Genomic DNA, 26819 nt, shown 5'->3' with positions numbered 1-26819 from the left:
AAAGGAGTTTTATTCTTGACTTGCGTACGGATACATAAAAGGATAGACTGTTGACATGAAAGAAACGAGAAGGATGGAAGACATGACAAATCATTACTATTCTGAACGCCCAGATACGGCGCACGATTTTGAACAATGGGCTTTTGAGTTAAAAGGCAGAACCTTTCAATTTGTAACTGATTCTGGTGTATTTTCACGTGAAACAGTGGATTATGGTTCACGTGTCCTGATTGATGCTTTTGATTGGGAAGAGTTACCTGATGAAGGAAAGATCTTAGATGTGGGATGCGGGTATGGACCGATTGGGCTAGCTTTGGCATTTGCGACACAACGGTTTGTTGAAATGGTCGACATTAATGAGCGAGCAGTGAGTCTAGCGCAAGGAAACGCAAAGCGTAACCAAATCGAACAAGTGGACATCCATCAATCGAATATCTATGAAGTACTTCATGAAGAAACCTATGCAGCTATCGTCAGCAATCCGCCAATCCGTGCTGGAAAAAAAGTCGTACATGAAATCTTGACAGGCGCATATCCTCGGTTGAAGCAGGGCGGTACACTGACAATTGTGATCCAGAAGAAACAAGGAGCGCCGAGTGCGCAAAAGAAGATGGAAGAAACATTTGGCAATGCAGAAATCGTCACAAAAGATAAAGGATATTATATCATCAAAAGTGTGAAAGAATAACTAGCTGAAAAATAATAGAGCGACGAAAAAGTGGAACTGGGCGTGCATGTAAGGGTACGTATCAGTTCTTTTTTTGTTGAGAAGTTTTTAAAAACAAAGAACTATTTTTTTCTTCAAAAAGAAATAGTAGGAACAGAGTCGTTGTTTTTTACGATAAAATAAATAAGATACAGAACTTGTATAGAACGCTGCTAAGTTGGTAGATAAAGGAGATTTTTATCAAAAAACATACTTTCTTTTTTTCTCTATTCTTTTCTTGGGGGTTTTGGTACACTGATAGGGAATTTAGATAGAAGGGAGCCACTAGGGTGAAGCTGACCATCAGAGATATTGCAGAAATGGCAGGGGTATCAGTAACAACTGTCTCACAGATTTTGAATAACAAAGGAAGCCGATTTAGTGATAAGACAAGAAAAAAAGTGTTGTCGATCGTGAATGAACATCATTATAAACCCGATTATTTCGCTTCAAATGTGATTAATCGACATTCAAAGACCATCGGAATGATCGTCCCTGATGTCACTGATTTCTTCTTCTCCAAACTGATTGAAGGTGTAGAGAGCTATTTGAATCCTTTGGGCTATGTGATCATGTTATGCAATTCTCGTCATAGCCAAGAAAATGAGATTAAGTATTTACAAGAGCTTTCCCACCGCTCAGTAGATGGAATCTTGCTGGCAACACCAAATATTTTACCTGAGAAATACGCATTAGACAGCGGATTTTATCAAAAAATGCCGATTATTTTAATCGATCGCGGATTGAATCGTCGGGATAACGGACGGCTTATCGTAAAGGAATATGAGGGAGCCTATCAAGCCGTTTCACTATTTATTGAAAGCGGCCATACGAAGATCGGCATGCTGAAGGAAACCACTGGATATTATCAATTAGAAGAACGTTTCAACGGATATCGTCATGCGCTGAAAGATCATGGCCTGCCTTTTAATGGGAAATTTGTTGAACATGGAGAGTTGACTGTCCAAGGTGGCTATACTGCATCAAAAAAACTACTCAAACATAAAGATATCACGGCTATTTTTTGCGGGAATGATGCCATGGCGATCGGCTGCTATCAGGCGATAGATGAATTGGGCAAAAAAATCCCAGAAGATATCTCTGTCATAGGATTCGATGGATTAAAACTGTCAGAATACATGATTCCGCAATTGACGACAGTGCAGCAACCAAGTTTTGATATTGGATTTTATGCTGCACGTTTCCTGATCGATACGATCGAATTTCCTCAAAGAAAAGTTCCGAACAAAGTGTTCGAAACAAAATTAATTATTCGTGAGAGCGTAAAAGTATTGACAAAGGGCTAACTCGGCGGTATATTGCTTATGTAAGCATTTACAAAGGCGAGTTGGTGCTTTTTTTATTTTTAGTAAACCAGTTTACTAAAGTGGTTTACCTTTCCTAAAAATAATGTATAATACCGAATGAAGACAAGGAGGATCAGGCAATGCGAATGGTGGATCTGATTGAAAAAAAGAGGGATGGAAACGAGCTGTCGAAAGAGGAAATCGAGTACATCGTCACGAACTATACGAATGGAAAGATTCCAGATTATCAAGTCAGTGCATTATTGATGGCAATTTTTTATCAAGACATGACAAATGAAGAAATCACGAACTTAACATTGGCGATTGCTAATTCTGGTGATGTCATCAATTTGAGTTCTCTTGAAGGAATAAAGGTAGATAAGCATTCGACAGGTGGCGTTGGTGACACGACCACATTGATTTTAGCCCCCCTAGTAGCTAGTGTCGGAGTGACAGTGGCTAAAATGTCTGGACGCGGTCTAGGTTACACAGGTGGCACATTAGACAAGCTAGAAGCAATTCCCGGATTTCAGATCGAGCTTTCGGATGAAGCATTCGTGCGCATTGTTAATGAAAGCAAAGTAGCAGTAATCGGTCAATCAGGAAACTTGGCACCGGCGGACAAAAAATTGTACGCTTTGCGTGACGTCACAGCGACCGTTGATTCTCTTCCGCTGATTGCCAGTTCGATTATGAGTAAAAAGATCGCGGCAGGAGCAGATGCAATCGTTTTGGATGTGACCACTGGAGACGGTGCTTTCATGAAGAATATCGAAGATGCAAGACGTCTGGCAAAAACCATGACAAGCATTGGCAAACTAGCGAACCGAGAAACAGTGGCGGTAATCTCGGATATGTCAGAACCTCTTGGCGAAGCAATCGGAAATAGTCTAGAAGTTGTCGAGGCAATCGAAACATTACAAGGAAATGGTCCAGAAGATCTAGTAGAAATGTGCTACGCCTTAGGAAGCCAAATGGTTGTCCTTGCTGGCAAAGCTAAAACAATCGATGAAGCAAGAACGTTGCTTCAAGAAGCTCTGGAATCAGGTAAAGCGTTAGCAAAATTCAAAGAAATGATCCAAAATCAAGGGGGAGACCCAACGATCGTGGAACAACCAGAACGAATTTTGACTGCACAGTACACAATGGAGCTTCCTGCTAAACAAAGCGGAGTCGTGTCAAAAATCGTGGCAAACGAATTAGGAATTGCTGCAATGATGCTAGGTGCTGGGCGTAAAACCAAAGAAGACGATATTGATCACGCCGTTGGATTGAAACTGCATAAAAAAATCGGGGACACTGTGACAAAGGGCGAGTCATTATTGACAATCTATAGTAATGATAAAGAAATCTCTTCGGTTGTTGAATTATTATATAAAAATATTGAAATTGGCGAGTCAGCAATGAAGCCAACATTGATTCATGACATTATCACAGAATAAAAGGAAAAAAGCGGATTTTACCGTTTGAAAGAAAAGGGGAAAAGAAATGGAACTAAACCGAATGATCGACCATACTATTTTGAAAGCAGACGCATCTAAAGAAGCTGTGATGCAAATTATCGAAGAAGCGAAAAAATATCATTTTTACTCTGTCTGCATCAATCCAGCATGGGTTGCGCTAGCAAAAGAACAATTACAAGGCGAACCAGTAGCCGTATGTACAGTGATCGGGTTTCCTTTAGGAGCAAACACATCCGAGACAAAAGCATTTGAAACGACAGATGCCATCAATAACGGTGCAGATGAAGTCGATATGGTCATCAATATCGGTGCGTTGAAATCAAAAGATGATCAAAAAGTTCAAAAAGATATCGAAGCAGTTGTTGAAGCAGCAAAAGATCGTGCACTTGTCAAAGTGATCATCGAAACATCTTTATTAGATAGAGAAGAAATCATCCGAGCATGCGAATTAGCAAAAGCTGCAGGCGCTGATTTTGTCAAAACATCAACTGGTTTCTCAACGGGTGGTGCAAAGGTAGAGGATGTCCGCTTGATGCGTGAAACGGTAGGACCTGAAATGGGCGTCAAAGCTTCTGGCGGTATCCATAACGAAGAAGAAGCAATGGCAATGATCGAAGCGGGTGCTACAAGAATCGGAACAAGCGCAGGAGTAGCAATCGTATCTGGTTCAACTGGCGAAGGCTATTAATTTTCAAAGGAGAAACTCATGGCAGAACTCAAACAAGAATGGATCAACACAGCTATTGAAGCGTTAGATAAAGCATACGTTCCTTATTCCCATTTTCCGGTAGGTGCTTGTCTCGTAACAGAATCAGGCAAGATTTATCAAGGTATCAACATCGAGAATGCATCATTTGGATTAACGAATTGTGCCGAGCGCACAGCTTTCTTCAAAGCTGTATCAGAAGGAGAAAGATCGTTTACCCATTTAGTCGTAGCAGGGCACACCCCTGATCCTATTTCTCCATGTGGTGCATGTCGGCAAGTAATGGCAGAGTTCTGCGCCCCTGATATGCCGGTTACGCTAGTGGGAGACAATGGTGTGACGAAGGCAACGACCGTTCGAGAACTACTGCCTTATGCATTTACTGAAAAAGATCTATAACTCATGTTCATTCAGTCAGCTGACTGTTGAAAAATAAAACAATTATTTTAGGAGGCTTTACAGAAATGAAAAAAGCAAAATTATTTGGTTTAGGTGCTGTCGCACTAGCAGCAGGGTTATTTTTAGGTGCATGCGGCAACAACGGCTCTACTGATTCATCCGGTGGCAAAAGCTCATCAGACACAACAACTGCAGCATTGATCACAGATACAGGTGGGGTAGACGACCGTTCATTCAACCAGTCAGCTTGGGAAGGATTACAAAAATGGGGGAAAGATCAAGGTCTTTCACGAGGCAATGATGGCTTCCAATACTTCCAATCTTCAAACGAATCAGATTATATCCCAAATATCGACCAAGCATTGAATGCTGGATTCAAAACGATTTTTGGTATTGGTTATAAACTAAAACCAGCGATCCAAGAACAAGCAACAAACAATACAGGTACGAACTTCGTTATCATCGATGATGTGATTGACGGATTAGATAACGTTGTATCTGCAACATTCAAAGACAACGAAGCTTCTTATCTTGCAGGGATTGCAGCAGCTTACACGACTGAAACAAACGTAGTCGGCTTTATCGGCGGCGTAAAAGGTGAAGTAATCGATCGTTTTGATGCTGGATTCAAAGCCGGTGTTGATGCAGGTGCGAAAGAACTAGGAAAAGAAATCAAAGTATTGAACCAATATGCTGGTGACTTCTCTGCTCCAGATAAAGGACGTTCAATTGCTCAAGGTATGTATGCACAAAATGCAGATATCATCTTCCATGCTTCAGGTGGTACAGGTAACGGTGTATTCCAAGAAGCAAAATCATTGAACGAATCAGGCGACAAAAAAGTTTGGGTTATCGGTGTTGACCGCGATCAAGCAGACGAAGGCGAATACACATTGAACGGCGAAAAGAAAAACTTCACATTGACATCTACACTGAAAGCAGTTGGAACAGTAGTAGAAGATTTGGCACAAAAATCAGCTGACGGTAAATTCCCTGGTGGTGAACACACTGTTTATGGATTGAAAGAAGACGGTGTTGGTCTAACAGAAGGACAACTTTCTGATGAAGCGAAAAAAGCAGTGGATGAAGCAAAAGAAAAAATCATTTCAGGTGACGTAAAAGTTCCAGAAACTCCTGAAGAAAACTAAAACCATTTCTATAGCCTTGTTAGACACATGTTTGACAAGGCTATGGTTTGATTAGAACAAGAATTGTTCATTTATCCAAGCTGCCTTGAGACAGTTTGGATAAGGGAACAACTCCCTGAAGTAATGTTTGTTTCAAAAGAAGAACGCTCACTAAGCGTGAATCTTAGTCAATCGTTGCCCTAGATAGAAATCGTTAGGATGTGAAAAAAAGGTGGTTCAAGAAAATATTGTCATAGAAATGCAGAATATTACCAAAGAATTTGGAACATTCAAGGCAAATGACAACATCAATTTACAAGTAAAGGCAGGAGAGATTCATGCGTTGCTTGGAGAAAACGGTGCTGGCAAATCTACATTGATGAACGTGCTTTCCGGATTATTAGAGCCGACATCAGGGAAAATTTTGATGCGTGGGAAAGAAGTACAGATCACAAGCCCGACAAAAGCCAATCAATTAGGGATTGGGATGGTCCATCAGCACTTTATGCTTGTTGATGCCTTTACTGTAACAGAAAACATCGTGTTGGGAAGCGAACCTAGTCGTGCAGGGATGCTTGACCATAAAAAAGCGCGAAAAGAGATCCAAAAAGTTTCTGAACAATATGGATTATCAGTCAACCCGGATGCTTATGTTCGTGATATTTCAGTTGGGATGGAACAACGGGTAGAAATTTTAAAAACACTTTACCGAGGAGCAGATGTACTGATTTTTGATGAGCCGACAGCTGTATTGACCCCTCAGGAAATTGATGAATTAATCGTGATCATGAAGGAATTAGTCAAAGAAGGCAAGTCAATCATTTTGATTACGCATAAGTTAGATGAAATCAAAGCAGTAGCTGACCGTTGTACAGTTATCCGCCGTGGAAAAGGAATCGGTACAGTCAACGTTAAAGACGTTACCTCACAGCAATTAGCTGATATGATGGTCGGAAGAACGGTTTCATTCAAAACGATGAAAAAAGAAGCGAAGCCTCAAGAAGTCGTTTTGTCTATTGAAAATCTAGTGGTGAAAGAAAATCGTGGATTAGAAGCCGTGAAAAACCTGAACTTAGAGGTTCGTGCTGGCGAAGTACTTGGTATCGCTGGAATCGATGGAAACGGGCAGTCGGAGTTGATCCAAGCTTTGACCGGTTTGCGAAAGGCAGAAAGCGGACATATCAAGCTAAAAGGGGAAGACATCACCAATAAAAAACCTCGAAAGATCACTGAACATGGTGTAGGACATGTGCCAGAAGACCGTCATAAATACGGGTTGGTCCTAGATATGACATTGTCTGAAAACATTGCACTGCAAACGTATCATCAAAAACCTTACAGTAAAAACGGTATGCTGAATTATTCAGTGATAAATGAACATGCCAGAGAATTGATCGAAGAATATGATGTTCGAACAACGAATGAACTTGTCCCTGCAAAAGCTTTATCAGGCGGAAATCAGCAAAAAGCAATCATCGCTCGGGAAGTCGACCGAGATCCTGATCTGTTGATCGTTGCAAATCCAACTCGTGGACTGGATGTAGGTGCGATCGAATTTATTCATAAACGTCTGATCGAACAAAGGGACAAATACAAAGCAGTGTTATTGATTAGTTTCGAATTAGAAGAAATTTTAAATGTTTCGGATCGTATTGCTGTTATCCATGAAGGAGAAATCGTCGGGATCGTTGATCCGAAAGAAACATCTGAAAATGAATTAGGTCTATTGATGGCGGGCTATACCTTAGAAGAAGCACGAAAAGAGTTAGAAAAGGGGGCTGGCGCACATGAATGATCGCAGCGAGAAATTCCGTAATTTATTAGTGCCTGTACTTTCAGTTGTTTTAGGATTGATCTTAGGCGCGATATTGATGGCTGCTTTCGGTTTTCAGCCCATCCAAGGTTATTCTTCTATGTTAGATGCAGCTCTTGGTTCGCAAAGAGGAATCGGTGAAACATTAAGGCAAGCAACGCCGTTGATTTTTACAGCATTAGGGTTTTCTGTAGCTAACTCAGCTGGGTTCTTCAATATCGGGCTTTCTGGACAAGCGCTTTGCGGATGGATCGTCAGTGTCTGGGTGGCACTTGCTTTTCCAGATCTTCCAAAAGTTGTTTTGCTTCCATTGTGTGTGATCCTAGGTGCCTTAGCAGGTGCGATGGCAGCGGCTGTTCCTGGGTTGCTACGAGCATTCTTTGGAACAAGTGAAGTGATCGTAACGATCATGATGAACTATATCTTATTATACGTAAGCACATTTGCTTTACATGAAGTGATGCCTGAAAGCTACCGATCAAGTTTGGACTCTTCCAATATGATCAGTCAAAATGCATCGTTGCGGTTACCTTGGTTAACACAAGCTTTTGGCGGCTCTCGCGTAAACTCAGGTTTGTTTTTAGCAATCATCGCGCTTATTTTCGTTTGGCTATTGATGAAGAAAACGACTTTAGGATTTGAGATCCGTTCCGTTGGTTTGAATCCTTTTGCTTCTGAGTATGCAGGGATGAGCAGTAAACGTACGATCGTTTTGTCGATGGTCATTTCTGGCGCTTTGGCAGGGCTTGGCGGTGTGGTTGAAGGATTAGGAACGTATCAAAACTTCTTCGTTCAAACGACCTCGCTATCTATTGGATTTGACGGAATGGCTGTCTCCTTACTTGGATCTGGATCAGCAATCGGTATTCTTTTATCAGCGATTTTGTTCAGTATTTTGAAGATCGGCGGACTTGGCATGCAGACAGGAGCTGGTGTTCCGTTTGAGATCGTCAATGTATCGATTGCTCTGATTATCTTCTTTGTTGGGATCAATTTCTTGATTCGTTTCGTCATGGCTAAGTTCTTCCAAGGAAAAAAACAAGAAGAAATCGTTGCGACAATCGAAGCGAAGCCAACGAATCAAAACCATGAAGGAGGCGAACTATAATGTCGACTATCGAATTAATTGCCTTGATTCTTACTTCAACACTGGTTTATTCAACACCGTTAATTCTAACATCACTAGGCGGAACGTTTTCTGAACGCAGCGGGATCGTAAACGTAGGGTTAGAGGGAATCATGGTCATGGGTGCTTTTAGTTCCATCGTTTTCAACTTGACGATGAGCCCCTCACTTGGTTCCATGACGCCATGGATCGCTATTTTAGTGGGTGGCGTCGTAGGTATCCTATTTTCTTTGATCCACGCAGTAGCAACAGTCAGCTTGCGTGCTGACCATATCATCAGCGGTACAGTGATCAATCTGATGGCACCAGCTTTAGGTGTTTTCTTGATCAAAGCATGGTATGGGAAAGGTCAAACAGATAACATCACGCAGAATCTGGGATATTTCTCTTTCCCAGGTTTAGCAGATATTCCGGTCATTGGACCAATTTTCTTCAAAAATACATTCTTGCCTGCTTATTGTGCAATTTTGATTGCTGTCATTGCTTGGGTGATCATCTTCAAGACGAAATTCGGCTTACGCCTCCGTTCAGTTGGTGAGAACCCTCAAGCTGCCGATACATTAGGTATCAATGTATATGCTATGCGTTATTCAGGCGTGCTGATTTCAGGCTTGTTAGGCGGTATGGGCGGTGCTGTTTTTGCTCAGTCGATTTCCGGTAACTTTTCAGCTGGGACGATCGTCGGACAAGGGTTCATCTCCATGGCTGCTATGATTTTTGGTAAATGGAATCCTTTAGGCGCAATGGGTGCCTCACTGTTCTTTGGTTTTGCACAAAGCTTGAGTATCATCGGTGCGCAATTACCAGTTATTTCTTCGATTCCACCAGTATTGCTGCAAATTGCTCCATATTTGCTGACAATCATTGTGTTGGTTGTTTTCTTAGGGAAAGCTTCTGGACCAAAAGCAAACGGGAAGAACTATATCAAATCAAAATAATCTTTTAGCGAATAAAAAGGGTGGGTTACGGGAAGTGTTTTTCGTCTCGCCCTTTTTGTTTTAAAGGTAATAAAAATAAAAAGAAAGAAGGAATAATCATGTTTAAACGCGTACATCTGATCGTCATGGATTCAGTAGGAATTGGAGAAGCACCAGATGCCGAGAAGTTCGGTGACGTTGGTTCTGATACATTAGGACACATTGCAAAAGAAGCAGGATTGAACATTCCGCATTTAGAGCAGCTTGGTTTGGGAACGATTCGTCCTCTTGAAGGTGTGGAATCAGTGAAAGATCATCAAGGCTATGCGACGAAATTAGAAGAAGTTTCTGTAGGGAAAGATACGATGACAGGCCATTGGGAAATCATGGGATTGAATATCAAGACGCCGTTTCGTGTGTTTCCGAACGGATTCCCTGATGATCTGATCAAACAAATCGAAGAGTTTTCTGGCCGTAAAGTCGTATGCAACAAACCATATAGCGGAACGGCTGTTATTGACGATTACGGTGAACACCAAATGAAAACAGGAGATTTAATCGTATATACTTCTGCTGATCCTGTCCTTCAGATCGCGGCACATGAAGAAATCATTCCTTTAGAAGAACTATACCGGGTTTGCCAATTCGTTCGTGATATAACAAAAGATGACCCGTACATGATTGGTCGAATCATTGCACGTCCATATGTGGGAGAACCAGGAGACTTCACACGAACAAGCAATCGTCATGATTATGCGTTGGATCCATTCGGACACACGGTCCTCGATTCTTTGAAAGAAGCAGGAAAAGACGTGATTGCTGTAGGAAAGATCAACGATATTTTCAATGGACAAGGAATCACTGAATCTGTCCGCACGAAAAGTAATATGGATGGCGTCGACCAGTTGCTGAACGTTATGAAAAAAGAGTTTACAGGTATCAGCTTTACCAATTTAGTAGATTTTGATGCATTATACGGTCATCGCCGGGATGTAGTCGGTTATGCGCATGCGATTGAAGAATTTGACTTGCGGATCCCAGAACTGCTTGAAGCCATGGAAGAAGACGACTTGCTAATGATTACAGCCGATCACGGAAACGATCCGACATTTACTGGTACCGATCATACGCGAGAATATGTACCGTTATTGGTCTACAGTAAAAAAATGAAAGAACAAGGGGCGTTGCCTCAAGGGTATTATTCTGATATCTCCGCAACGATTGCTGAGAACTTTAGTGTTTCTTCGACTGAAAATGGCGAAAGCTTCTTAAAATTATTAAAATAATCTTTTTAAAATAGGAGAAAGCAAATGACCAAGTTAAGCGAGATGTTACAAGAAACGACCCAGTTTATCCTTGATAAAGGAGTAAAAGAAATTGATTTTGGTTTGATCCTAGGTTCAGGATTAGGTGAATTAGCAGATGAAATCGAAGATGCTGTAATGATTTCTTATGATGAGATCCCGTTCTTTCCTGTTTCGACAGTAGTTGGACATGCAGGACGGCTGGTTTACGGATCTCTAGCAGGCAAAAAAGTGTTAGCCATGCAAGGAAGATTCCACTACTATGAAGGTCATTCCATGCAAACAGTGACCTATCCAGTACGTGTGATGGCCGGACTAGGTGCCCATTCAGTCATTGTGACCAACGCATGTGGCGGTGTCAATGAATCCTTCGTACCAGGAGATTTGATGCTGATTACCGATCACATCAATTTTACTGGTGAAAATCCTTTGATTGGCCCGAATGAAGATGAAATGGGTCCTAGATTCCCAGATATGAGTCAAGCTTATACGCCTGACTATCAAGCAACAGCAAAAGCAGCTGCAGAAAAACTAGGTTTGGATCTTAAAGAAGGCGTATATATGGGCTATTCTGGCCCAACTTATGAAACGCCTGCTGAGATTCGGATGTCTCGGACAATAGGAGCCGATGCAGTAGGGATGTCGACTGTTCCAGAAGTCATCGTAGCAGCTCACAGCGGATTAAAAGTGTTAGGAATCTCTTGTATTACCAACTTAGCAGCAGGCATGCAGGCGAATCTGAGCCATGAAGAAGTTGTAGAAACAACTCAGAGAGTCAAACAATCTTTTAAAGCATTGGTTAAAGAAATATTGACATTATTGTAATAGGAGGAGCAATAAAATGAGTGTGCATATCGAAGCGAAAGAAGGCGAGATCGCCGATAAGATTTTACTTCCGGGAGACCCTTTGCGAGCTAAATATATTGCGGAGACTTTTTTAGAAGAACCAGTTTGTTACAATCAGGTCCGCGGTATGCTAGGCTTTACCGGCAAATATAAAGGCGAACGTATTTCTGTTCAAGGAACAGGGATGGGGATGCCATCAGCCACTATCTATGCCCATGAATTGATCCAGTCATATGGCGTAAAGAAATTGATCCGAGTAGGTACATGCGGGGCATTGTCAAAAGATGTCCATGTTCGTGATTTGGTACTAGCGCAAGGCGCAGCAACCAGCTCTTCGATGATCGAAAAAAATTTCCAAGCCTTTCATTTTCCGCCAATCAGTGATTTCAATCTATTACTGAAAGCATATGAGATAGCTAAAGAAAAGGGCTATACGGTTCACGTAGGAAATGTCCTTTCGGAAGATTCTTTCTACAAAGATGATTTGACAGAGACATTCCAATTAGCTGAACTTGGCGTCTTAGGAGTGGAAATGGAAGCAGCGGCTCTTTATTACTTAGGCGCGAAATACCATGTGCAGACATTAAGTTTGATGACCGTTAGCGACCATTTGATTACTGGGGAAGAAACAACAGCTGCAGAACGTCAATCGACATTCAATGAAATGATCGAAGTAGGATTGGAAACGGCGATTCAAGGGTAAAGTAATAGCTAAATAGCAAGAAAGTGTGACTGCCTAAACTTCTATTAATAGAAATTTGGCAGTCACATTTTTTTGCAGAAACTGTCTCACATAACCTGAAATCAATGACAACCGTTGCTTCAGTTACTTCGAGAGTCCTCCTAAAGTCAACCTAAAGTCAACCTAAAGTCAACCATTTGAATCTCTAAAATGTGAATCGACATTCCTTTTAAATTGCAGACGAATGGCACAATCTTAATCAAATAAAAAAGAACAGAAAGAAGCGAGTTACGCTCTTTCTGTTCCGAACTAGGCCACCAACAGGATGTGACAAATGAGTCATCTTCTGTTGGTGGTTTCGTCTAAATGAATACCTTAATCATTCAATTGCTCATGTGATGATGTTTGAAGAATGAAAAATTCAACTTAAATCAAGTCTGCATCAATAATAAGTGTTTCGAATAATACAGCGTGCTCAAGTGAGGAGCTTGATCCAGGACGTCCTGGTAGGCGATATACTTCTACTCGCTGTCCTGCTTTTCCAGGAATTTCGTGACGTACTTGAATATTACCATCAACTATTCTTGGAATGCTATAGTATGCTGTGCCGTCAAATGTTTCAAAACGATATCTTCCATCAATGTAAACGACCCATCTGTCTTGATTATTGTGAAAAAGTTCAGGTGTCAATGTTAAATAAGCAAATGCTCGAGAGCCTTCTCGCCCTACAGACAACATGTTTGTTTCTGTTACGCCTGTTTCCACTTGGATATTGTCATATTTCGCCCAACCATTCCATGTAGAAGCAAATCGTATAAGGTATGTATTTTCATCGTCTGGAGTCGTAAAAGTAAGTTTGCCACGTTCCCAGTTCTCATTATTATGTTCACTGCTCTCTAATACATCAAAACCGACATCATGATTCATGATCCCTAATTCAACACGTCCTGGTGCTGATTCGCTTGCTGCAACATCATAACTAAATGTATACGTGGTACTTGGTTTTAATGTCACGTATTGATGAACATTTTCACCATTTCTTGCTAAAGCAAAGTTATTTCCATTAACGGTTTGAAGTATGGGATTATTTGGCTCTTGGCCACTAGTGATCCAATGATCAAACCCGTCATTAAAGTCACCATTATGGATATACAATTGTTGCTCAATGGCCTGTTTACTTGTACTAACGAAGTCAGTTGTTGATAGATTTGTTGCGAATGTCGAAACGGATCCTCCTAAACTTAAAAATACCATACCTGCTGCCATCACTGTTTTTAAATTACTTTTGATCATCTTGTCTCTCCTCACTCTATATTTTTATTTTTTGATTTTGTTTGTAAGATGCAGCCGTGTAGTCTGTCTGTATCTCACAAATTAATCATAACCGAGAAAATAGCGGTCGTGTAAACACTTTTTTCTATATAACATTCATCATTAGAAAAAAATGATAAAATAAATAGTTTTATGAGGTTGACTTTTATCTAAACTTCATTTATTAGCAACATAAGAAAAGATGGAGAGTTGTGGTGATAGCTCATACAAATGAAAACTTCCTCTTAGAAACAGGATAAAAGAATGAAATTTAAATAAGTTTCTACAAAAAATGTTCGCTCCACATCTGAATGATTGTCAGACATTCTTTTTTCTCTCAATGCTACGCCTTCTCTCTTCATTTTTTGTTTATTCAAACAGTACTTACTATTATAATCATATAGTTATTATGTAAATTGATGTCATTCGCATTAGATAGCCAAGACTACCGTCTTCCAATATCTAAAAAAACAGCCCCTTCATCTCTTACAATAATAGGAGGTGAGAGGGCTGTCTTATTTACAATAGAGTATCTATTATAGGTAGTATTTTTTAGCCACTGTTAAGTCATCATTTAATTCATAAACAAGTGGTTGACCTGTTGGGATTTCAAGATCCATGATGTCTTCGTCAGAGATACCTTCGATATGTTTAGCTAGAGCGCGTAATGAGTTACCGTGTGCAGCTACTAAAACAGTTTTGTTGTCTAGTAATGCTGGAGCAATTTCATCTTGCCAGAATGGCAAAGCACGTTCTAATGTCACTTTCAAGTTTTCGCCACCAGGAATATCGCGTTTGTCTAACATTGCGTAACGACGGTCGTTTGCTGCAGAACCTTCGTCAGTTTCTTCCATTAATGGAGGAAGAGTATCGTAAGAACGACGCCAGATGTGTACTTGTTCGTCGCCGTATTTTTCAGCTGTTTCTTTTTTGTTCAAACCTTGTAATTTACCATAGTGACGTTCGTTCAAGCGCCATGATTTGATTTGTGGTACCCAAAGTTGATCAGAATATTCTAAGATCAAGTTACATGTTTTGATTGCACGAGTTAAAACAGAAGTATAGGCAACATCAAATTCGATTCCAGCTTCTTTGATTTTGCGTCCGCCTTCTTTTGCTTCTTCGATTCCTTCTGGTGCTAGGTTTACATCAGCCCAACCAGTAAATTGGTTCAATGCATTCCATTCACTAAGACCGTGACGAGAAAAAACTAATTTTGGCATGTTTAGCTCTCCTTTAAGATAGGTTTATATTTCTGAAAATTTCAGTTCTGTTTTATTGTACAATTTTTTGGAAGAGATTTCCATCGAAAAATTGGATAAGATTCTATGAGAAAACGAGTAGAGAAGATAAAAAAACGAACAGCTGCGAAAGCACTGTTCGTTTTTAGGCATTAGATGCATAATTGCTCGATTTCTTTTTCAGGCAAATTGATATATTTATAACATGTTCCAACTGAAACACCGCATTTTGAAGAAATAAATTGGATTGTTTCTTTTTTTTCATAATAGAGACGTCGGATTTTTTTGATCGTTTTTGCATCGATTTTTGGTCTTCCGCCGATTTTTCCTTTTTTACGAGCTTCATCTAATCCAACTAATGTACGTTCTTTGATCAATGCGCACTCCATGTTTGCCAGGTTTTCCATCAATTGGAAATAGATTTTCCCCATTTCGCGCGTATCGATTCCCTCATCAATGCTAACCAAGTGCAGCCCGCGGTCTTTGAATAATTGCGTAAGTTCTGTTAATTGCCGTGTAGATTTGCCCAATCGATGAAGTTGGCAGACGACTAGTGCATCGCCTTGCTGCATGTCAGCAATCACTGACTCCAAATGAACAGCAGTAGCATCGTTTTGTTCCACTTCATATGTCTCATGGAAAATTTCTTGACAACCAAAGTCAGATAATTGTTCAACCTGAGTTGTTAAATCAACATCATTTATGGTTGTGCGTGCATAACCAATAATTTTCATGGTGATTCCTTTCTAGCAGTGATTTTCTAACTGGATATAACAGTAAAAATGTAGCATAAAGTACGTCAAAAAGATAGTTTTTTCGCAAATTTTCCGCTGTCTTTTTTTATTGGATGATCAAGCAATTTTTCTTTATTTATGGCGGATGGCATCAAGAATCTCAACACCTTTTTCTGAGCCAACAACAACTTTTGAAACCATATTTAGGAAAAGTCCATGTTCGACTACCCCAACAAGTTCATCTAAATAGGTAGCTAAGCTTTCTGGTTGTTCAATAACTTCTAGATGCAGATCAATGATATAATGACCACCATCTGTAGTTAGGACTTCGCCGTTTTCGTCTGTACGCAAAACAGGTTGGAATCCTTTTTCGTCAAAAATATGAAGTAGCTGTTGGGAGCCATAAGGGATGACTTCAACTGGGAGTGGGAACTTCCCAAGTTTATGGACTAATTTAGAAGAATCAACGATCCAAATCGTTTCTTTTGAGTACGTAGCGACTATTTTCTCGAAAAGCAAAGCAGCACCGCCGCCTTTTATCCCTTGAAAATCAGCACTGATTTCATCAGCACCATCTATCGTCAGATCGACTACTGGGACTTCATCGATACTCTTTAGCGGTATTCCTAATTTTTCCGCTTGTTCTTTTGTCGCATTTGAAGTAGTGACTCCTGTGATACGTAATCCTTCTTCACGCATACGGCGACCAATCTCTTCTACCATATAATAGGCGGTTGAACCGGTCCCGAGACCAACGATCATCCCGTCCTTTACGAATTTCGCGGCTTCAATGCCAGCTAATTGTTTTAAATTCATCTTTGCATCCACCTTTTTTTAGTTTGAGCTTCGTGCTTTCCTCACTATTTTAGCGTGATTTACGGCAAAAAGATACCATTCTTTTTTATTGCAATAAAGCTTTTTCAAAAAAAATTGCATCTCTTGTTGACATGTTTTTTCATTCGTGATATTCTAACAAAGGTGCTTTATCTACAGGTTTCTGTGAAGAAACGTGCTGACTGTTTATCAAAGCATATTTGATAAGGATGCAGACATTGCATTTATTTTTTATCGCAAAAAAAGAACCACCTGGATGTGTGGAACTAGACGCAAATCGTGGGAAGGAGGAAACAAGGAATGCCTACAATTAACCAATTAGTACGTAAACCTCGTAAATCAAAGGTGGAAAAATCTAATTCACCTGCTTTGAACAAAGGATATAACAGCTTTAAGAAAACTCAAACTAACGTAAACTCACCTCAAAAACGTGGGGTAGCAACTCGTGTGGGTACAATGACACCTAAAAAACCGAACTCAGCTTTACGTAAATATGCACGTGTTCGTTTGTCAAACTTAATTGAAGTTACTGCTTATATCCCAGGGATTGGTCATAACTTACAAGAACACAGTGTTGTATTATTACGCGGTGGTCGTGTAAAAGACTTACCAGGGGTACGTTACCATATCGTTCGCGGTGCTTTAGATACTGCTGGTGTTAACGACCGTAAACAAAGCCGTTCTAAATACGGAACTAAAAAACCTAAAGCTTAATTTTAATTATTAAACAAATGAAACTTGCTTCTATTATATAGAAGTAATTACTATGAACAATATTTCGGAAGGAGGAGTTACGGATGCCACGTAAAGGTCCTGTTGCAAAACGTGATGTTTTACCAGATCCTATTTATAACTCAAAATTAGTAACTCGCTTGATCAACCGTGTAATGGTTGACGGAAAACGCGGGATTGCAGCTAACATTATCTATAATGCCTTTGATTTGATCAAAGAATCTACAGGTAACGATCCATTAGAAGTGTTTGAACAAGCAATGAAAAACGTTCAACCTGTTCTTGAAGTTAAAGCACGTCGTGTTGGGGGTTCAAACTACCAAGTACCAGTTGAAGTTCGCCCTGAACGCCGCGTTACTCTAGGTCTTCGTTGGGTAGTAAACTACGCTCGCTTGCGCGGTGAACACACAATGGAAGAACGCTTAGCAAAAGAAATCATGGATGCTGCAAACAACACAGGTGCTTCTGTTAAAAAACGTGAAGACACTCATAAAATGGCTGATGCCAACCGTGCGTTTGCTCACTATCGCTGGTAAGATTCTCTCTGTTTGGTCGGCTTTTATAAGTCGACCTCAGATAGTGTCCTTATTTTTAGCAACTAGATAGTAAAGAGAGGAGAAACAAGGAGAATGACCAGAGAATTTTCTTTACAAAACACTCGTAATATCGGTATCATGGCCCACATCGATGCTGGTAAAACGACTGCTACTGAACGTATCTTGTACTATACTGGTAAAATCCATAAAATTGGTGAAACTCATGAAGGAGCTTCACAAATGGACTGGATGGAACAAGAACAAGAACGTGGTATTACGATCACTTCTGCTGCTACTACAGCACAATGGAAGGGTCATCGAATCAACATCATCGACACACCAGGACACGTAGACTTCACAGTTGAAGTTGAACGTTCATTGCGTGTACTTGATGGTGCTGTAACTGTTCTTGATGCACAATCAGGTGTTGAACCTCAAACTGAAACAGTTTGGCGTCAAGCAACAACTTACGGTGTACCTCGTATCGTATTTGCAAACAAAATGGACAAGATCGGTGCTGACTTCTTATATTCAGTATCAACTTTACATGACCGTTTGCAAGCAAACGCTCACCCAATCCAATTACCAATTGGTGCGGAAGACGACTTCACAGGAATTATCGACCTTGTAACAATGAAGGCTGAAATGTATACAAACGATCTTGGAACAGAGATCGAAGAAACAGAAATTCCTGAAGAATACCGCGAATTAGCTGAAGAATGGCGCGAAAAATTGGTTGAAGCTGTAGCTGAAACTGATGAAGAACTTACTTTGAAATACTTAGAAGGTGAAGAAATCACTGAAGCTGAGTTAAAAGAAGGTATCCGCCGCGCAACAGTTAACGTAGAATTCTACCCAGTACTATGTGGTTCAGCATTTAAGAACAAGGGGGTTCAATTACTATTGGACGCTGTTCTTGATTACTTGCCATCACCGTTAGATATCCCAGCTATCAAAGGGATTGACCCTAAAACTGATGAAGAAGTAGAACGTCCTGCAGACGACAGCGCTCCTTTCTCAGCTTTAGCATTTAAAGTTATGACTGACCCATTCGTAGGTCGTTTAACTTTCTTCCGTGTGTACTCTGGTGTTTTAAAATCAGGTTCATACGTACAAAACGCAACAAAAGGCAAACGCGAACGTGTTGGTCGTATCTTACAGATGCATGCCAACTCTCGTTCAGAAATCTCTGAAGTTTACGCTGGAGATATCGCTGCTGCTGTTGGGTTGAAAGACACAACTACTGGGGACACACTATGTGATGAAAAGAATCTAGTTATTCTTGAATCAATGGAATTCCCAGAACCAGTTATCCAAGTCGCTATTGAACCTAAATCAAAAGCTGACCAAGATAAAATGGGTGTGGCTTTACAAAAACTATCTGAAGAAGACCCTACTTTCCGTGCTGAAACAAACGTGGAAACAGGCGAAACAATCATCGCTGGTATGGGTGAACTTCACTTAGATATCATCGTTGACCGTATGCGTCGTGAATTCAAAGTTGAAGCTAACGTAGGTGCGCCTCAAGTATCTTACCGTGAAACTTTCCGTGCTGGCACTCAAGCCGAAGGTAAGTTTGTACGTCAGTCTGGTGGTAAAGGTCAATACGGTCACGTATGGATCGAATTTACACCAAACGAAGAAGGTGCTGGTTTCGAATTTGAAAATGCGATCGTCGGTGGGGTTGTTCCTCGTGAATACATTCCAGCTGTTGAAACTGGTTTGAAAGATGCTATGGAAAATGGTGTCTTAGCTGGCTATCCATTAGTAGATATCAAAGCTAAACTTTACGATGGTTCATACCATGATGTCGATTCAAATGAAACTGCCTTCCGTGTTGCTGCTTCTATGGCATTACGTGCAGCAGCTAAGAAAGCTAATCCAGTAATCCTTGAACCAATCATGGCTGTAGAAGTTGTTATCCCTGAAGATTACTTAGGTGATGTTATGGGCCACGTAACTGCTCGTCGTGGACGTGTTGAAGGTATGGAAGCTCGCGCTGGCGGCCAACAAGTTGTTCGTGCGATGGTTCCACTTGCTGAAATGTTTGGTTATGCTACAACTCTTCGTTCTGCTACTCAAGGTCGTGGTACATTTACAATGACATTTGACCACTACGAAGATGTACCAAAATCAGTACAAGAAGAAATCATTAAGAAAAACGGCGGAAAAGCTGAATAATTTCTTAAAACCGGATAGTCCTGCAAAGAGATTATCCAAAGAGACTATATTTTTAATATAGTTTCGTGTAAAATAATTATCGATGATATGGGCATGTGGTGTACCTTGTGTACATCATATACCTATCAGACAAATAAAAAATATATTGTATTTTTAGGAGGACATTTTAAAATGGCAAAAGAAAAATTTGACCGTTCTAAACCACACGTTAACATTGGTACTATCGGACACGTTGACCATGGTAAAACTACATTAACAGCTGCAATCACAACTGTACTATCTAAGAAAAACGGCGGCCAAGCTATGGCTTACGATCAAATCGATGGTGCTCCAGAAGAACGCGAACGCGGAATCACAATCTCAACAGCTCACGTTGAGTATGAAACAGATACACGCCACTACGCTCACGTTGACTGCCCAGGACACGCGGACTACGTTAAAAACATGATCACTGGTGCTGCTCAAATGGACGGAGCTATCTTGGTAGTTTCTGCTGCTGATGGCCCAATGCCTCAAACTCGTGAACACATCCTATTGTCTCGTCAAGTTGGTGTTCCTTACATCGTTGTATTCTTGAACAAAGTAGACATGGTTGATGACGAAGAATTACTAGAATTAGTTGAAATGGAAGTTCGTGACCTATTAACAGAATACGAATTCCCTGGTGACGATGTTCCTGTAGTTGCTGGATCAGCTTTGAAAGCTTTAGAAGGCGACGCTTCATACGAAGAAAAAATTCTTGAATTGATGGCTGCAGTTGACGAATACATCCCAACTCCAGAACGTGACAACGACAAACCATTCATGATGCCAGTTGAAGACGTGTTCTCAATCACTGGACGTGGTACTGTTGCTACAGGTCGTGTTGAACGTGGACAAGTTCGCGTTGGTGACGAAGTTGAAGTTGTTGGTATTGCTGAAGAAACTTCAAAAACAACAGTTACTGGTGTTGAAATGTTCCGTAAATTGTTAGACTACGCTGAAGCTGGAGACAACATTGGTGCTTTACTACGTGGTGTTGCACGTGAAGACATCCAACGAGGACAAGTTTTAGCTAAACCAGGTACAATCACACCTCATACAAAATTCTCTGCAGAAGTATATGTGTTGACAAAAGAAGAAGGTGGACGTCATACTCCATTCTTCACTAACTACCGTCCACAATTCTACTTCCGTACAACTGACGTAACAGGTGTTGTTGAATTACCAGAAGGAACTGAAATGGTTATGCCTGGCGACAACGTAACAATGGAAGTTGAATTAATCCACCCAATCGCTATCGAAAACGGTACTAAATTCTCAATCCGTGAAGGCGGACGTACAGTTGGTGCCGGTGTCGTTACAGAAATCAAAGCTTAATTGAATTAAGCAAAACTAAGCAACATTTATTCGGACGTAATCGCTCGGAATGAAGATCTCAGGATCTTTGTTCCGAGCTTTTTTATTTATTGCAGGATCAGGAAAGAAAAGACAGGGCATTATAATAGAAGGAACGCGAAATAAAAGGGTTAGTGTTTTCTAAATGAAACTTTATGAAAACAAAATGTTTTTTACAAGAAAAAGCCTTGCGTTGTGAGTTTATATATATTATAATGACAAAGGTGCGTTTACTTTAGTGAATTGCACAGACGTAATCAGAATGATTTCGTCGGCTAAGAAACGAGAGGTTGCGACACGCCCGGACGCTTTGCCACGAACGAGCGTGACGGAAATTTTCGTGGAGCTATGTCTACTTTTCAAAATAGGCGAAGGAGGGAACAAGATGGCAAAACAAAAAATTCGTATCCGTTTAAAAGCGTATGAACACCGTATTTTAGATCAATCAGCGGATAAAATCGTGGAAACTGCAAAAAGAACTGGAGCTAGCGTGTCTGGTCCAATTCCATTACCAACTGAACGCAGTCTTTACACAATCATTCGTGCGACTCATAAATACAAAGATTCACGCGAACAATTCGAAATGCGTACACACAAACGTCTTATCGACATTGTGAACCCAACACCAAAAACTGTTGATGCTTTGATGAAGCTAGACTTACCATCTGGTGTAAACATCGAAATCAAATTATAAAACTAAAACAAAAATAATGGAGGTGTACTCATGACCAAAGGAATCTTAGGGAAAAAAGTGGGAATGACACAAATCTTCACTGAATCTGGTGAATTAATTCCAGTTACTGTTGTAGAAGCTACGCCAAACGTAGTACTACAAGTGAAAACAATGGAAACGGATGGCTACGAAGCTATTCAAGTTGGTTACCAAGATATGCGTGAAGTTTTATCAAACAAACCTGCGAAAGGTCATGTTGCAAAAGCAAACACGGCTCCTAAGCGCTTCATTCGTGAATTCAAAAATGTTGAGCTAGGAGAATATGAAGTAGGAAAAGAAATTACAGTAGATGTTTTCCAAGCAGGAGACATTATTGATGTAACAGGTACTACGAAAGGTAAAGGATTCCAAGGGGTTATCAAACGCCACGGACAAAGCCGCGGACCAATGGCTCACGGTTCTCGTTACCATCGTCGTCCTGGGTCAATGGGTCCAGTTGCACCTAACCGTGTATTCAAAAACAAACGTCTTGCTGGCCGTATGGGTGGCAACCGCGTAACTATCCAAAACTTGGAAGTTGTACGTGTAGATGCAGAAAGAAATGTTATCTTGATCAAAGGTAATGTTCCTGGAGCGAAAAAATCTTTAATCACTATCAAATCAGCTGTGAAAGCTAAATAATTGTAGGAAGAAAGGAGGAACTAAGGAATGCCGAATGTAGCATTATTCAAACAAGATGGAAGCCAAAACGGTGAAATCACACTTAACGAAGAAATCTTCGGAATTGAACCTAATGAAAGTGTTGTTTACGATGCAATCGTAATGCAACGTGCGTCATTAAGACAAGGAACACACGCGGTTAAAAACCGTAGCGCTGTTCGTGGCGGTGGACGTAAACCATGGCGTCAAAAAGGAACAGGTCGTGCACGTCAAGGATCTATCCGCTCACCACAATGGCGTGGAGGTGGCGTAGTCTTTGGACCAACACCACGTTCTTACAGCTACAAACTTCCTAAAAAAGTTCGTCGTTTAGCAATGAAATCTGTATTGTCAGAAAAAGTTGCTGAAAACAACTTGGTAGCAATCGAAGGCTTGAACTTCGACGCACCAAAAACAAAAGAATTCAAACAAGTTCTTGCTAACTTATCTATCGACTCTAAAGTATTGGTTGTTCTAGAAAAAGGTAACGACTTTGCTGCTTTATCAGCACGTAACTTACCAAACGTTTCTGTAGTAACTTCTGATAATGTGAGTGTGCTAGACGTTGTATCAAATACAAAAGTGTTAGCAACACAAACTGCTCTTACTCAAATTGAGGAGGTGCTTGCATAATGAACTTACTAGACGTAATCAAACGCCCAGTGATCACTGAAAAATCAATGCTTGCCATGGATGACAAGAAATACACTTTTGAAGTGGACACTCGCGCAAACAAAACTTTAGTAAAACAAGCGGTAGAAGCTGCTTTTGACGTTAAAGTCAAAAACGTGAACATCGTGAACGTACGTGCGAAATTCAAACGTATGGGCAAATATGCAGGATATACAAAAAAACGTCGCAAAGCGATCGTTACATTGACTGAAGATTCAAAAGAAATCCAATTATTCGAAGCTGCTGAATAAGCACTAATAGATAACTCATTAAATTAGGAGGGAAAAACGTGGCGATTAAAAAGTACAAACCTACCTCAAATGGTCGTCGTAACATGACAGGTTCTGATTTTGCTGAAATCACAACATCAACACCTGAAAAATCATTGTTACAACCATTGAAAAACCATGCTGGACGTAACAACAACGGCCGCATCACTGTACGTCATCAAGGTGGCGGACACAAACGCCAATATCGCGTGATCGACTTCAAACGTAACAAAGACAACGTTGTTGCAACTGTTCAAACGATCGAATATGATCCAAACCGTTCAGCTAACATCGCGTTAGTACACTATGAAGATGGAGTGAAAGCTTACATCTTAGCACCTAAAGGACTAGAAGTGGGTATGAAACTTGTTTCAGGTCCAGAAGCAGATATCAAAGTCGGAAATGCTCTTCCATTAGAAAACATTCCAGTTGGTACTGTTATCCACAACATTGAAATGAAACCTGGTAAAGGTGGACAATTGATCCGTTCTGCTGGTACAAGTGCTCAAGTACTTGGTAAAGAAGGCAAATACGTATTGATCCGCTTGAACTCTGGTGAAGTTCGTATGATCTTAGCTGCATGCCGCGCAACAATCGGTTCTGTAGGTAACGAACAACACGAATTAATCAACATCGGTAAAGCTGGACGCTCTCGTTGGATGCGTAAACGCCCAACTGTACGTGGTAGCGTAATGAACCCTAATGATCACCCACACGGTGGTGGTGAAGGTAAAGCTCCTATCGGACGTAAAGCACCAGTTTCTCCTTGGGGTCAACCAGCTCTTGGTTACAAAACTCGTAACAAAAAAGCTAAATCAGACAAACTTATTGTTCGTCGTCGCAAAAATAAATAATTACTTTGACCATGTGTCGCACATTTTGAGAGGAGGTTCACCATGGGTCGTAGTTTAAAGAAAGGACCTTTTGTCGATGAGCATTTAATGAAAAAAGTTGAAGCTCAAGCAGGGGTTGAAAAGAAAAAAGTTATCAAAACTTGGTCACGCCGTTCAACAGTTTTCCCAAGTTTTGTTGGATATACCATCGCAGTTTATGATGGACGTAAACATGTACCAGTTTACATCCAAGAAGACATGGTAGGACACAAATTAGGTGAATTTGCACCTACAAGAACTTATCGTGGACATGCTGCTGACGATAAGAAAACGAAACGCTAATTTGAGGGGAGGATAAATCCAAATGGCAGAACAAATCACATCAGCTAAAGCAACTGCAAAAACAGTTCGCACTTCACCTCGAAAAGCCCGTTTAGTAATTGACCTTATCAGAGGTAAAAGTGTCGCAGATGCAATTTCAATCTTGAAATTCACACCAAACAAATCTGCTGGAATCATTGAAAAAGTATTGATGTCAGCAGTTGCGAATGCAGAAAATAACTTTGACTTAGATGTTGAAAACTTGGTAGTAACCGAAGCTTTTGTTAACGAAGGACCTACAATGAAACGTTTCCGTCCTCGTGCAAAAGGATCAGCTTCTCCAATCAACAAACGTACAAGTCATATCACGGTAGTCGTATCAGAAAAATAAGGAGGGATAATCAGTGGGTCAAAAAGTACATCCAATTGGAATGCGTGTAGGCATCATCCGCGACTGGGATGCTAAATGGTATGCTGAAAAAGAGTATGCTGAGTTCTTACACGAAGATTTAAGAATCCGTAAATTTATTTCAACTAAACTTGCTGATGCTGCTGTATCAACAGTTGAAATCGAACGTGCAACAGGTCGCGTAAACATTTCAATTCACACAGCTAAACCAGGTATGGTTATTGGTAAAGGCGGTTCTGAAGTCGAAAGCCTAAGAAAAGAATTAAACAAATTAACTGGTAAAAGAATCCACATCAACATCGTGGAAATCAAAAAACCAGATCTAGATGCAAAATTAGTAGGTGAAGGAATCGCACGTCAATTAGAAAACCGTGTTGCTTTCCGTCGCGCTCAAAAACAAGCGATCCAACGCTCAATGCGTGCTGGCGCTCAAGGGATCAAAACTCAAGTATCTGGTCGTCTAAACGGAGCAGATATCGCTCGTTCAGAAGGATACTCAGAGGGAACTGTTCCTCTTCATACTTTACGTGCGGACATTGATTACGCATGGGAAGAAGCAGATACAACATACGGAAAACTAGGAGTTAAAGTGTGGATCTATCGTGGAGAAATTCTTCCAACTAAAAAAAACACTGAGAAAGGAGGGAAATAATCATGTTAGTACCTAAACGTGTAAAACACCGTCGTGAATTCCGCGGAAAAATGCGCGGGGAAGCTAAAGGCGGAAAAGAAGTAGCATTCGGTGAATACGGTTTGCAAGCTGTTGATTCACATTGGATCACAAACCGCCAAATCGAAGCTGCTCGTATCGCAATGACTCGTTACATGAAACGTGGTGGGAAAGTATGGATTAAAATTTTCCCTCACAAATCTTATACTGCCAAAGCAATTGGGGTACGTATGGGTTCTGGTAAAGGGGCACCTGAAGGATGGGTTGCACCAGTAAAACGTGGTAAAATCATGTTTGAAATCGCAGGCGTTCCTGAAGAAGTAGCTCGTGAAGCGTTACGTCTAGCTTCTCACAAATTACCAATGAAAACTAAGATCGTAAAACGTGAGGAAATGGGTGGTGAATCGAATGAAGGTTAAAGAAATCAGAGAATTAACCACTGCCGAAATGCTTGATCAAGAAAAACAATTAAAAGAAGAATTGTTTAATCTTAGATTCCAATTAGCAACAGGTCAATTAGAAAACACTGCACGTATTAAAGAAGTACGTAAATCGATTGCACGCATCAAAACTGTGTTGCGTGAACAAGCTAAGTAATTATGGAAGGAGGCCATTAAGCGTATGACTGAAGGAAGAAATCAACGCAAAGTTTATCAAGGTCGCGTGGTTTCAGACAAAATGGATAAAACAATTACCGTTGCTGTCGAAACAAAGAAAAACCACCCTATCTATGGCAAACGCATGAACTATTCTAAGAAATACAAAGTGCATGATGAAAACAACACAGCAAAAGTTGGCGACATCGTGAGAATTATGGAAACTCGTCCATTATCAGCTACAAAACGTTTCCGTTTGTTGGAAGTAGTCGAAGAAGCAGTTATTATCTAATAACACGAGATTTTCCTATATAGATTGAATGCAAAATCTGAAA

The 26819-nt window shown here is 40.5% G+C and carries 31 protein-coding genes; 27 read left to right on the top strand and 4 right to left on the bottom strand.

Annotation, left to right across the window (positions count from 1 at the left end):
• The first annotated feature begins 82 nt into the window (after positions 1 to 82).
• The 12 genes from KFO35_RS03450 to deoD all read left to right on the top strand — a co-directional run bounded on the left by KFO35_RS03450 (position 83) and on the right by deoD (position 12417).
• Positions 83 to 688, top strand: coding sequence for a class I SAM-dependent methyltransferase (locus KFO35_RS03450; protein WP_002309852.1), 606 nt, complete (start codon positions 83 to 85; stop codon positions 686 to 688).
• Positions 689 to 996: 308 nt separating this feature from the next.
• The gene (locus KFO35_RS03445; protein WP_002291103.1) at positions 997 to 2013 is read left to right on the top strand and encodes a LacI family DNA-binding transcriptional regulator; all 1017 of its coding nucleotides are present in this window, start codon (positions 997 to 999) and stop codon (positions 2011 to 2013) included.
• A 140-nt stretch (positions 2014 to 2153) separates the two neighbouring features.
• On the top strand, positions 2154 to 3455 hold the full coding sequence (locus KFO35_RS03440; RefSeq protein ID WP_002315498.1) for a pyrimidine-nucleoside phosphorylase: 1302 nt from the start codon (positions 2154 to 2156) through the stop codon (positions 3453 to 3455).
• 46 nt (positions 3456 to 3501) lie between these two features.
• The gene (gene deoC, locus KFO35_RS03435; protein ID WP_002291107.1) at positions 3502 to 4164 is read left to right on the top strand and encodes a deoxyribose-phosphate aldolase; all 663 of its coding nucleotides are present in this window, start codon (positions 3502 to 3504) and stop codon (positions 4162 to 4164) included.
• 18 nt (positions 4165 to 4182) lie between these two features.
• Positions 4183 to 4581: a cytidine deaminase gene (locus tag KFO35_RS03430; protein WP_002291109.1), complete on the top strand. Its 399-nt coding sequence runs from the start codon at positions 4183 to 4185 to the stop codon at positions 4579 to 4581.
• 65 nt (positions 4582 to 4646) lie between these two features.
• Positions 4647 to 5729, top strand: coding sequence for a BMP family lipoprotein (locus KFO35_RS03425; RefSeq protein WP_002315500.1), 1083 nt, complete (start codon positions 4647 to 4649; stop codon positions 5727 to 5729).
• Between the two features lie 211 nt (positions 5730 to 5940).
• Positions 5941 to 7503 (top strand): ABC transporter ATP-binding protein, encoded by a 1563-nt coding sequence (locus KFO35_RS03420; RefSeq protein WP_002291113.1) that lies wholly within the window; start codon positions 5941 to 5943, stop codon positions 7501 to 7503.
• Positions 7496 to 8629 (top strand): ABC transporter permease, encoded by a 1134-nt coding sequence (locus KFO35_RS03415; RefSeq protein ID WP_002291115.1) that lies wholly within the window; start codon positions 7496 to 7498, stop codon positions 8627 to 8629. The genes KFO35_RS03420 and KFO35_RS03415 overlap by 8 nt, the downstream gene beginning before the upstream one ends.
• On the top strand, positions 8629 to 9585 hold the full coding sequence (locus KFO35_RS03410) for an ABC transporter permease (RefSeq protein WP_002309847.1): 957 nt from the start codon (positions 8629 to 8631) through the stop codon (positions 9583 to 9585). The genes KFO35_RS03415 and KFO35_RS03410 overlap by 1 nt, the downstream gene beginning before the upstream one ends.
• Before the next feature lie 98 nt (positions 9586 to 9683).
• Entirely contained in the window at positions 9684 to 10850 is a 1167-nt protein-coding gene (gene deoB / locus KFO35_RS03405) for a phosphopentomutase (protein ID WP_002291118.1), read from the top strand.
• Positions 10851 to 10874: 24 nt separating this feature from the next.
• Positions 10875 to 11693: a purine-nucleoside phosphorylase gene (locus tag KFO35_RS03400; RefSeq protein ID WP_002315501.1), complete on the top strand. Its 819-nt coding sequence runs from the start codon at positions 10875 to 10877 to the stop codon at positions 11691 to 11693.
• Positions 11694 to 11709: 16 nt separating this feature from the next.
• Entirely contained in the window at positions 11710 to 12417 is a 708-nt protein-coding gene (gene deoD, locus KFO35_RS03395) for a purine-nucleoside phosphorylase (protein ID WP_002291121.1), read from the top strand.
• Positions 12418 to 12822: 405 nt separating this feature from the next.
• Here deoD and KFO35_RS03390 read toward each other — a convergent pair whose 3' ends face one another.
• The 4 genes from KFO35_RS03390 to rpiA all read right to left on the bottom strand — a co-directional run bounded on the left by KFO35_RS03390 (position 12823) and on the right by rpiA (position 16498).
• Positions 12823 to 13689: a carbohydrate binding domain-containing protein gene (locus KFO35_RS03390; protein WP_025477285.1), complete on the bottom strand. Its 867-nt coding sequence runs from the start codon at positions 13687 to 13689 to the stop codon at positions 12823 to 12825.
• A 554-nt stretch (positions 13690 to 14243) separates the two neighbouring features.
• A complete protein-coding gene (gene gpmA, locus KFO35_RS03385; RefSeq protein WP_002294321.1) occupies positions 14244 to 14930 on the bottom strand; it encodes a 2,3-diphosphoglycerate-dependent phosphoglycerate mutase in 687 nt (228 codons plus the stop codon).
• Between the two features lie 170 nt (positions 14931 to 15100).
• The gene (locus KFO35_RS03380) at positions 15101 to 15682 is read right to left on the bottom strand and encodes a recombinase family protein (protein ID WP_002315503.1); all 582 of its coding nucleotides are present in this window, start codon (positions 15680 to 15682) and stop codon (positions 15101 to 15103) included.
• A 132-nt stretch (positions 15683 to 15814) separates the two neighbouring features.
• The gene (rpiA, locus tag KFO35_RS03375) at positions 15815 to 16498 is read right to left on the bottom strand and encodes a ribose-5-phosphate isomerase RpiA (protein WP_002309842.1); all 684 of its coding nucleotides are present in this window, start codon (positions 16496 to 16498) and stop codon (positions 15815 to 15817) included.
• A gap of 318 nt (positions 16499 to 16816) precedes the next feature.
• On the opposite strand from rpiA, the gene rpsL reads away from it, so the two are divergent.
• The 15 genes from rpsL (at position 16817) to rpsQ (ending at position 26776) form a co-directional block, all read left to right on the top strand.
• Entirely contained in the window at positions 16817 to 17230 is a 414-nt protein-coding gene (gene rpsL / locus KFO35_RS03370; protein WP_002294318.1) for a 30S ribosomal protein S12, read from the top strand.
• Between the two features lie 83 nt (positions 17231 to 17313).
• Positions 17314 to 17784, top strand: a complete 471-nt coding sequence (gene rpsG, locus KFO35_RS03365; RefSeq protein ID WP_002290440.1) for a 30S ribosomal protein S7 — start codon at positions 17314 to 17316, stop codon at positions 17782 to 17784.
• Between the two features lie 93 nt (positions 17785 to 17877).
• A complete protein-coding gene (gene fusA / locus KFO35_RS03360) occupies positions 17878 to 19965 on the top strand; it encodes an elongation factor G (RefSeq protein ID WP_002309841.1) in 2088 nt (695 codons plus the stop codon).
• Between the two features lie 171 nt (positions 19966 to 20136).
• On the top strand, positions 20137 to 21324 hold the full coding sequence (gene tuf / locus KFO35_RS03355; protein ID WP_002290442.1) for an elongation factor Tu: 1188 nt from the start codon (positions 20137 to 20139) through the stop codon (positions 21322 to 21324).
• Positions 21325 to 21727: 403 nt separating this feature from the next.
• A complete protein-coding gene (gene rpsJ, locus KFO35_RS03350; protein ID WP_002290443.1) occupies positions 21728 to 22036 on the top strand; it encodes a 30S ribosomal protein S10 in 309 nt (102 codons plus the stop codon).
• 30 nt (positions 22037 to 22066) lie between these two features.
• Positions 22067 to 22696 (top strand): 50S ribosomal protein L3, encoded by a 630-nt coding sequence (gene rplC / locus KFO35_RS03345; protein WP_002290445.1) that lies wholly within the window; start codon positions 22067 to 22069, stop codon positions 22694 to 22696.
• A gap of 27 nt (positions 22697 to 22723) precedes the next feature.
• A complete protein-coding gene (rplD, locus tag KFO35_RS03340) occupies positions 22724 to 23347 on the top strand; it encodes a 50S ribosomal protein L4 (RefSeq protein WP_002290446.1) in 624 nt (207 codons plus the stop codon).
• Complete coding sequence (rplW, locus tag KFO35_RS03335) at positions 23347 to 23637, top strand: 50S ribosomal protein L23 (protein ID WP_002290449.1); 291 nt, start codon at positions 23347 to 23349, stop codon at positions 23635 to 23637. The genes rplD and rplW overlap by 1 nt, the downstream gene beginning before the upstream one ends.
• Before the next feature lie 38 nt (positions 23638 to 23675).
• The gene (gene rplB, locus KFO35_RS03330) at positions 23676 to 24509 is read left to right on the top strand and encodes a 50S ribosomal protein L2 (RefSeq protein WP_002290451.1); all 834 of its coding nucleotides are present in this window, start codon (positions 23676 to 23678) and stop codon (positions 24507 to 24509) included.
• A 42-nt stretch (positions 24510 to 24551) separates the two neighbouring features.
• Positions 24552 to 24830, top strand: coding sequence for a 30S ribosomal protein S19 (gene rpsS, locus KFO35_RS03325; protein ID WP_002288655.1), 279 nt, complete (start codon positions 24552 to 24554; stop codon positions 24828 to 24830).
• Between the two features lie 22 nt (positions 24831 to 24852).
• Positions 24853 to 25200 carry a 50S ribosomal protein L22 gene (rplV, locus tag KFO35_RS03320; RefSeq protein ID WP_002290452.1) on the top strand — a complete coding sequence of 116 codons (348 nt, stop codon included), beginning with the start codon at positions 24853 to 24855 and terminating at the stop codon, positions 25198 to 25200.
• 13 nt (positions 25201 to 25213) lie between these two features.
• The gene (gene rpsC / locus KFO35_RS03315) at positions 25214 to 25870 is read left to right on the top strand and encodes a 30S ribosomal protein S3 (protein WP_002288659.1); all 657 of its coding nucleotides are present in this window, start codon (positions 25214 to 25216) and stop codon (positions 25868 to 25870) included.
• 2 nt (positions 25871 to 25872) lie between these two features.
• Positions 25873 to 26307 carry a 50S ribosomal protein L16 gene (gene rplP / locus KFO35_RS03310; RefSeq protein WP_002288661.1) on the top strand — a complete coding sequence of 145 codons (435 nt, stop codon included), beginning with the start codon at positions 25873 to 25875 and terminating at the stop codon, positions 26305 to 26307.
• The gene (rpmC, locus tag KFO35_RS03305) at positions 26297 to 26485 is read left to right on the top strand and encodes a 50S ribosomal protein L29 (protein WP_002288664.1); all 189 of its coding nucleotides are present in this window, start codon (positions 26297 to 26299) and stop codon (positions 26483 to 26485) included. Before rplP ends, rpmC begins: the two co-directional genes overlap by 11 nt.
• A gap of 24 nt (positions 26486 to 26509) precedes the next feature.
• Complete coding sequence (rpsQ, locus tag KFO35_RS03300) at positions 26510 to 26776, top strand: 30S ribosomal protein S17 (RefSeq protein WP_002288668.1); 267 nt, start codon at positions 26510 to 26512, stop codon at positions 26774 to 26776.
• Positions 26777 to 26819: the final 43 nt, after the last annotated feature.

Source organism: Enterococcus lactis (assembly GCF_015751045.1).
Taxonomy (GTDB): Bacteria; Bacillota; Bacilli; order Lactobacillales; family Enterococcaceae; genus Enterococcus_B; species Enterococcus_B lactis.
The sequence above is the reverse complement of the archived record's forward strand: the minus strand, read 5'-3'. Positions and strand labels throughout refer to the sequence as shown.